Source organism: uncultured Georgenia sp., assembly GCF_937958535.1.
Lineage (GTDB): Bacteria > Actinomycetota > Actinomycetes > Actinomycetales > Actinomycetaceae > Oceanitalea.
Map to the genome: position 1 here is coordinate 1 of NZ_CALGNQ010000093.1, position 7484 is coordinate 7484.

The 7484-nt window shown below is 73.2% G+C and carries 4 protein-coding genes; 1 reads left to right on the plus strand and 3 read right to left on the minus strand.

Annotation, left to right across the window (positions count from 1 at the left end; translation table 11 throughout):
• On the minus strand, nt 1–932 hold a 932-nt coding region (locus tag Q0195_RS05445), incomplete at its 3' end, for a hypothetical protein (protein ID WP_299275624.1).
• Between the two features lie 160 nt (nt 933–1092).
• Between Q0195_RS05445 and Q0195_RS05450 the strand changes: the two genes are divergently transcribed.
• Nucleotides 1093–3111, plus strand: coding sequence for an acyltransferase family protein (locus Q0195_RS05450; RefSeq protein WP_299275627.1), 2019 nt, complete (start codon nt 1093–1095; stop codon nt 3109–3111).
• Nucleotides 3112–3146: 35 nt separating this feature from the next.
• On the opposite strand, the gene Q0195_RS05455 is transcribed toward Q0195_RS05450, so the two are convergent.
• Both Q0195_RS05455 and Q0195_RS05460 read right to left on the minus strand, forming a co-directional pair.
• Nucleotides 3147–5261 carry an acyltransferase family protein gene (locus Q0195_RS05455; RefSeq protein WP_299275630.1) on the minus strand — a complete coding sequence of 705 codons (2115 nt, stop codon included), beginning with the start codon at nt 5259–5261 and terminating at the stop codon, nt 3147–3149.
• A 121-nt stretch (nt 5262–5382) separates the two neighbouring features.
• Nucleotides 5383–7484, minus strand: a 2102-nt coding sequence (locus tag Q0195_RS05460) for a glycosyltransferase (RefSeq protein ID WP_299275633.1), incomplete at its 5' end; no start/stop codon positions are given.

Below are 7484 nucleotides of genomic sequence, written 5' to 3' on the forward strand. Positions count from 1 at the left end.
GGACCCACCGCGACGGCGAGCCGGGCCTGGACGAAGTCGAAGAGCTTGTTCGGCAGCGTGTGCGCGGCGTTGGTATTGAACGGCGGGATCCAGAACACGCCGACGTCGTACCGGTTGAGGGTGGCCGGCAGCTCGCCGGGCGGGACCGGGTCGTGGAAGGTGACCCCGGGGATGCCGGCCGCGCGGTCGCGCAGGGCGCGCAGGTAGCGCCCGCCGTCGCCGCCGGGCACGAGGTACAGGTCGAGGGAGTAGCCGCTGCCCAGCCGCTCGACGACGTCGAGCATCGCCTCGAGGTTGCGCCCGGGGACGGCGCCGCCGGAGTGGACGAGCCGGACGGTCGGGGCGTCGACGGGGGTGGGGGACAGGTCCGCCCACGGTGCCGCGTTGCGCATGACCTGCGGCCGTACCCCGTAGCGCGCGGCGTACAGGTCGGCGATCGACGCCGCCACGGTGGTCGTCGCGGCGCACCGGGGCAGGTAGACCCGGCACAGGTGGTCCATGAGCGGGGCGACGAGGAGCCGCCAGGCCAGGACGTGGGTGCGCTCCTCCGGGGCCCACTCGTGCAAGTCGGCCCACACCGGGGCACCGGCGGCGAGCCGGTGAGCCACCGGCAGGGCACGCGCGTCGTTGGCGACGACGGCGTCCCACCGCCGGCCCGCGGCGAGCCGGAGTGCGTGCTGGGCGCCGGGTGCCGCCAGCTCGGCGGCCCGCCAGCGGCGGGCGGCGAGCAGCGCGACGCCCCGCGGGGTCTCCGGTAGCGACGCCGCCCCGTCGGGCAGCCGCAGGTGCTCGTCGGAGCCCTCGGGTCGGGGGCCGTAGCCGATGGTCGTCACGCGGGCGTGGCGGGCGACCACCCCGAGCTGGCGCAGCACCCGGGCGTCGGTGTGGATCGGGGAGAAGGAGACCACGAGGACGCGGGGGCGGGCGGGCACACCGACGATGCTAGCGGCGCCTCTCGACGGGGTGCGTCGGCGGGTGCGCAGGGCCGATTCTTGATCTTCAAGTGTCGACCTGTGATGCTGCGGCCGAGTCGCTCGTGCGTCCTGCCGAGCCCCATCACTCACGGAGGAGACATTGACCAGGGCGAGGCATGTGGCGCGCCGACGGCCCGACACGCGAGCGTTCCGCCCCGAGATCGAGGGGCTGCGGGCCATCGCGGCGATCCTCGTGGCGGTCTACCACATCTGGTTCGCCAAGGTCTCGGGCGGAGTCGACGTGTTCTTCGTCATCGCCGGCTTCCTCATCACGACGTCGCTGTTGCGCCAGGTGCAGCGCACCGGACGGCTCGACGTCGGGCGCTTCCTCACCCGGCTCGGCAAGCGGCTCCTCCCGGCCTCCCTCACCGTTCTCGCCGCGGTGCTCGTCGCGACCCGCGTGCTCATGCCGTTCACTCGGGAGGAGGCCACGTACCTGGAGGTTGTCGCCTCGGCTCTCTACCTGGAGAACTGGGCGCTCGCCGCCAAGTCCGTCGACTACCTGGCACGCGACGAGCCGAGCAGCCCGGTGCAGCACTTCTGGGCGATGTCGATCCAGGGCCAGTTCTACCTCCTCTGGATCGTCGTGTTCGGTGTCGCTCTGGCTCTCCGTCGGCGAGAGGTCCAACGGTCGCTCGGGTGGGTGCTCACGGTTCTGTTCGCCGCATCGTCGGCCTTCTCGGTGTACCTGACCGCAGCGAACCAACCGCTCGCCTACTTCCATACCGGGACGCGGGTCTGGGAGTTCGCCGCCGGTGGTCTCCTCGCGCTGGTCATCTCGCGGGTTCGTCGCATGCCCGACGGGTGGGGCGCGCTCGCGAGCTGGGTAGGCCTGGCGATGATCGTCCTCACCGGGGTGATCCTCCCGGTCTCCGACGCCTTCCCGGGCGTCGTCGCGGCATGGCCGATCGCAGGAGCGGTGCTCGTCCTACTCGGAAGTGGGGCGCAGAGCGCGTTGGGCGCGGACCGGCTCCTCACCATCCGCCCTCTCGTGAAGGTCGGCGGGATCGCCTACGGCCTGTACCTCTGGCACTGGCCGATCCTCACCTTCTACCTCCTGTGGTCCGGTGAGAGTCACGCCGGCTTTCTCGCCGGCATGGCGATCCTCGCCACGTCGTTCGCCCTCGCCGAGGTGACCACACGCTTCGTCGAGACACCGGTCAGGTCGGGCCAGGTGGTCGAGCGGGTGCTGGGGCGCGTACTTCCGCTCCGGTCGTGGACCTTCCCGGTGGCTGGTGCGACGGCCATGGCCCTGGTCGCCGGAGTGGGCGTCGCGGCGAGCTCGCGTGTCGGTCAGGGCGTCGAGGACGTGACGGCAGGCATCGCGGTCGAGGGTGACCATCCCGGAGCGGCCGTCATGGTCGGTGGCCGGAACGAGCAGGACTACTCGACCGGACCCGTGCCGAGCCTGGCCGAGGCTGCCGAGGACCGCGCGAAGATCTCACGCAACGGTTGTCAGCAGGCACTGGAGAACCCCGAGCTCAAGCTCTGCGAGTACGGGGACCCGACGTCGGCCACCACGGTGATGCTCGTGGGTGGCAGCCACTCGACGCACTGGTTCCCGGCGCTCGAGCCGATCGCCGAGGAGCACGGCTGGCGCCTCGTCACCGCCACGAAGAGCTCCTGCCTGTTCAGTACCGACCCCCCGGGCGGTGGGACCCAGCTCGAGTCCTGCATGGCATGGAACGAGGCGTTGCTCGACCTGATGGTCCAGGAGCAACCGAGCCTCGTCGTCATGACGTCGACACGCGGTCAAGGACCGGAGGAGCACGTGCCCGACGGGTACGTCGACATGTGGCTGTCGCTGGGGGCAGCCGGCGTCGAGGTCGCCGCCATCCGTGACACCCCGCGCTTCGAGTCCAGTCGGGTCGAGTGCCTGGCACAGCACGGCCTCCGCAGTGACGCGTGCAACGAGCCACGCGAGCTCCACCTCGCCGACGTCGACCCGACCGCGGCGCTCGAGTCGCGACTGTCCAACGTGACCTTCATCGACCTGAACGACTACTTCTGCGACCACCAGTGCTACGCGGTGATCGGGAACGTCGTGGTCTACTTCGACGGCCATCACATCACCGCCAGCTACGCCCGCACCCTGACCCCCATGCTGGACGCGGCACTTCGCGGGATCGTCGACTAGCCGCAGCGGGCGTCCCACACGGGCTCGCTGTCCGCCTACGCGGGCGCTGAGCCGGTGAGCTCCTCGACGAGCGGGACGAGCTCCGCGGCGAGCAGCGGGGTGGCGCTGCGGACGTAGGTGTCGGTCAGGTGGGTGCCCTGCCGGTAGAGCAGGACGTCACCGATCACCGGCACGCACTGCTCCTGTGGGCAGACCCAGTCGGTGGGGTCGACGACCCGCGCGGTCGGGACGCGCTCGGCGGCGGCGCGTTGGGTCGGGGCGGCGCTGGAGGCGATGCCCCGCTCCCGGTCGAAGACGCACTCCTCGAGGCGCTCCGGGTGCTCGGCGACGCACTCGTACACCTCCATCCCGGGGCTCGGGTTGTCGAGCAGCGCGACGACCGGGACACCGAGCTCGGCGAGCTGCTCCCAGCGCGTGACCAGGCCCTCCTCCATCGCCTCGGGGGTGCGGTCGTCCAGGCGCTCGCGGCTCTCCGGCGCCACGCCGTGACGCTGGCCGGTGACGACGACGTCCGGTCCCAGCTCGGCGAGCCGGGCGAGCACCGCCTCGTTCCACTCGACGCAGCTCTCGTTGACCTCGCCGTCCGCGACGGGCAGGGCGTCGGCGAACGGGCAGGCGGACTTGACGTAGTAGACCATCCGCCAGCCCTGTTCGGCGCCGACGGCGTCCAGCGCCGACTGCCACTGGAAGACCTTGGAGTCCCCGACGACGGCGACGACGACGTCGCCGTCGGGGTCGCCGTACTCGCACACCTCCACGGCTCGCTCGGTGACGGCGACGTCGCACCCGTCGGCGTACCCGGCCGGGACGTCGGAGGTCGCGTGGGCGGGGGAGGGGGTGATGGTCCCGACGTCGGCGAGGGAGGCGACCGTGCCGGGGGCCGCCGCCCGTGCTGCGGGTCCGGACGCCCGGCTGTCGAGGACGGAGGCGCCGGCCGCGTCGGCGGCCGGCGCGCTGCTCGGCACGGCGAGCACGAGCGCGAGGCCGGCGACCACCCCGAGGAGGGAGAAGTTGGCGCCGACCGACAGGGCGAGGGGGTTCGACCGGGAGACGGCACGGGAGAAGCGGATCGGGTTCTCCACGAACCGGTAGCTCAGCCAGGCGGGGAGGAAGGCCGCCGCGACGACGAGCAGGCCCCGCTTGGCGCCCAGCTCCCCCCACGCCGCCGTGGCGGCCACGAGCAGCGGCCAGTGCCACAGGTACAGCGAGTAGGACAGGCCCCCCACCCACACCGCCGGGCGCCAGGAGAGCAGTCCGGCCGGGCCTCCCGCGCCGGGGTTGAAGCCGGCGACCACCACGGCCGCCGTCCCCAGCGTCGGCAGCAGCGTCGCCGTGCCCGGCCACGTCGTGCCCGCCGAGATCACCAGCCCGCCGAGGAGCACCGCGGCCAGGCCCGCCCACCCGACGGCGGCCGCCGCCCGTGCGGGGATCCGCCGCCACTGCGCCGCCCCGATCGCGACCAGGGCGCCGATCCCCAGCTCCCACAGCCGGGTGGTGGTGACGAAGAACGCGACGTCCGGGCTCGCCTGGGACAGGTGCACCGACCAGGCGAAGGACGGGACGACGAGGAGGAGGATCGCCACCGCCATGACCGGCCGCACGGGCAGGCCGCGGCGTCGCACCACCCAGCCGACGAGGACGAGGAGGAGCGGCCAGACGATGTAGAACTGCTCCTCCACCGCCAGCGACCAGAAGTGCTGCACCGGCGAGGCCCCGACGTCCTCCGCGAGGTAGTCCACGGCCCGGCCGGCCAGCACCCAGTTGACGACGTACAGCGCCGCCCCCACGATGTCCCAGCCGAAGGTGCGCCAGTCGACGACGGAGATGGTGAGCCAGGTGAGCGCCGCGGTCGCGGCGAGGACCAGTCCTGCGGCGGGCAGCAGCCGCTTGGCGCGGCGGGCGTAGAAGCGGCGCAGGGACAGCCGCCCGTGCGTCTCGACCTCCCGGATGAGGAGCCCGGTGATGAGGAACCCGGAGATGACGAAGAAGACGTCGACGCCGACGAACCCGCCGGGCAGCTGCCGCACGCCCGCGTGGTAGACGAGCACCAGCCCGATCGCCACCGCGCGCAGCCCTTCGATGTCGGGCCGGAACACCGACGACCGCACCGGCGCCGTGCCGGTCGTGTGCTGGGTGTCGGTGCTGGTCACGCTGGCTCGTTCCGCAGGAGGCAGGGCAGGCACGGCCGACCGGTGCCGAGGCGGCGGGTCGGACGTGACGAGGCAGCGTAGACGTGCTCGCCGCCGGTGCTCAACCGCTGGGAGAGCCGCCTCAGGGCACCGGTGCCAGGCCCCGCTCGGCGCGCAGGCGCTGCGCCGCCTCGACCAGCTCGGCTGCGCGGGCGTCGAAGGAGTGCTCCCGGCGCACCCGTTCGGACAGCGCCTCCCGTGCCGCCGCCCGCTCCGGGGTCTCGGCGAGGTGGGTGGCGACGGCGGCCGCGAGCTCCTCGGGGGTGCGGAAGGTGAGGACGACGTCGCCGAAGACCTCGGCCATCCCCTCGACGTGGTCGCTGACCACCCGGGCCCCGCACGCCGCGAGGTCGAAGACCCGGTTGGAGATGAGGCCCTCGCGGCGCATGTCGTCCCAGTGGTCGTTGAGCACCACGCCGGCCCCGGCGTAGTACCGCGCCAGCTCCTCGTTGGGCACGTACTCACCGCGCCACGCGCCGTCGGGGAGCAGCCCCTCCCAGCGCACGCCGTAGACGGCCGGGGTGATGCCGGCCTCCAGCGCCGCGCCGACCGAGGTCCGCATCCCGCGGGCGTTGCCGACGAAGAGGACCTCGTGCCGGGGCAGCGGCTCCTCGGCCGGCACCGGCTTGAAACGCTCGGCGTCGGTGCACTGGAGCAGCGGCCGCACCGGCGCGCCGAGGTCGGCGGACATCCGCTCCGCCAGCCGGGTCGAGGCGGCGAAGACGCCGTCGTAGCTCGCCATCTCGCGGCGGGTGACCCGCTCGGGGTGGCTGATCACCCAGCACAGGTTGAGCTGCTGCGGGTTGGTGCGGTACGTGCTCACCCCGCGCAGCACGAGCGCGACGTCGTCGAACCGGGCCGAGGGTCGGTACCAGGCGCGCTTGGCGTCGATGACGACCTCCTGGCCGAGCCGCTCCAGCGCGGCCTTGAGGCCGAGCGCGAAGTGCCAGTCGCCCCAGTTCGTGCGGCGGGCGACGTCGGGGGCGCCGATCTTGATCGCCCAGCGCAGCGGACGCTCCGGCCGGTCCCGCACGAGGATGGGGTCGAAGCCCCAGTGCGTCGGGGGCGCGCCGTCGTAGCCGACGACCTGGTAGCCCGCCTCGGCCCACGCCTCGGTGTCGTCCGGCCGCAGCTCCTCCTGCCACCGGCCGGTGAGCAGCTCCTGGTTGTCGGTGGCCACCGCCGCCGACTCCTCCCGGTTCTGCCGCCGGCGGTAGATCTCCAGGGCGACCTGGCTGGCGGGCACGTAGCGCAGCGGACGGCCGGTGTGCCGGGCCAGCCGGAGGCTGAGGTCGGGGTTGTCCATGTCGCGCACGAACAGCGGGTCGAAGCCGCGCACGGCGGCGAAGTCGGCGGCGCGGACGGCGATCATCGCCGAGGAGAGCGCCGCCGGGGTGCGCGGGCGCCCGACTGCCGGGTCGTCGGCCGGGAAGGTGCGGAACAGGCTGTGCGGGTGAGCGCCCCGGGCGAAGGCGACGCCGGCCGACCAGACGGTGCCGTCCGGTGCCATGACCAGCGGCTGGGCCGCTGCGGCGCCGTCGGCCAGGGCGGCGGTGAGCGGCTCGAGCCAGCCGGGCTCCGCCCACGTGTCGGGCATGAGGAAGACGAGCGTCTCGCCGGTCGCGTGCGCCGCTCCGAGGTTGCGGGCCACCTCCGGCGTGAGCCCGCGCGTCTGCCGCAGCACCCGGACCTGCGGGAAGCGCACCGTGAGCCACTGCAGCAGGTAGCCCTCGGCGTCCGGTGTCTTGGCGTCGACGACGAGCACCTCGAGGTCCTCGGGGTCGGTGACCTCGAAGAGCCGCTCCACCGTCCGCGTCACCGGCCCGGCCTCCTGCGCGGCGTGGAGGACGACGGAGACGGTGCCCGGGCGGCGCTGCGCCGCCGCTGCCTCCACGGCCGGCCAGTCGACCAGGTGCTTGCCCAGGACGGCGTACCGATAGCCGAGCGGCTCGTTGATCGTGATGCGGTCGGTGCGGTCCTCCCACACGTCGTACCGGGTGGCGACGAACGGGGCGAGCTCGAAGTCGGTGACCTCGGCCATCCGGATGAGCAGGTCCCAGTCGACGTTGCGCCGCAGCGACTCGTCGAACAGGCCGACCTCGTCGAGCAGCGAGCGTTCGTGCAGGACCACGATGCAGTCGATGTAGTTGCGCTCGCGCAGCGCCTCCCGGTTGAAGGGCAGGG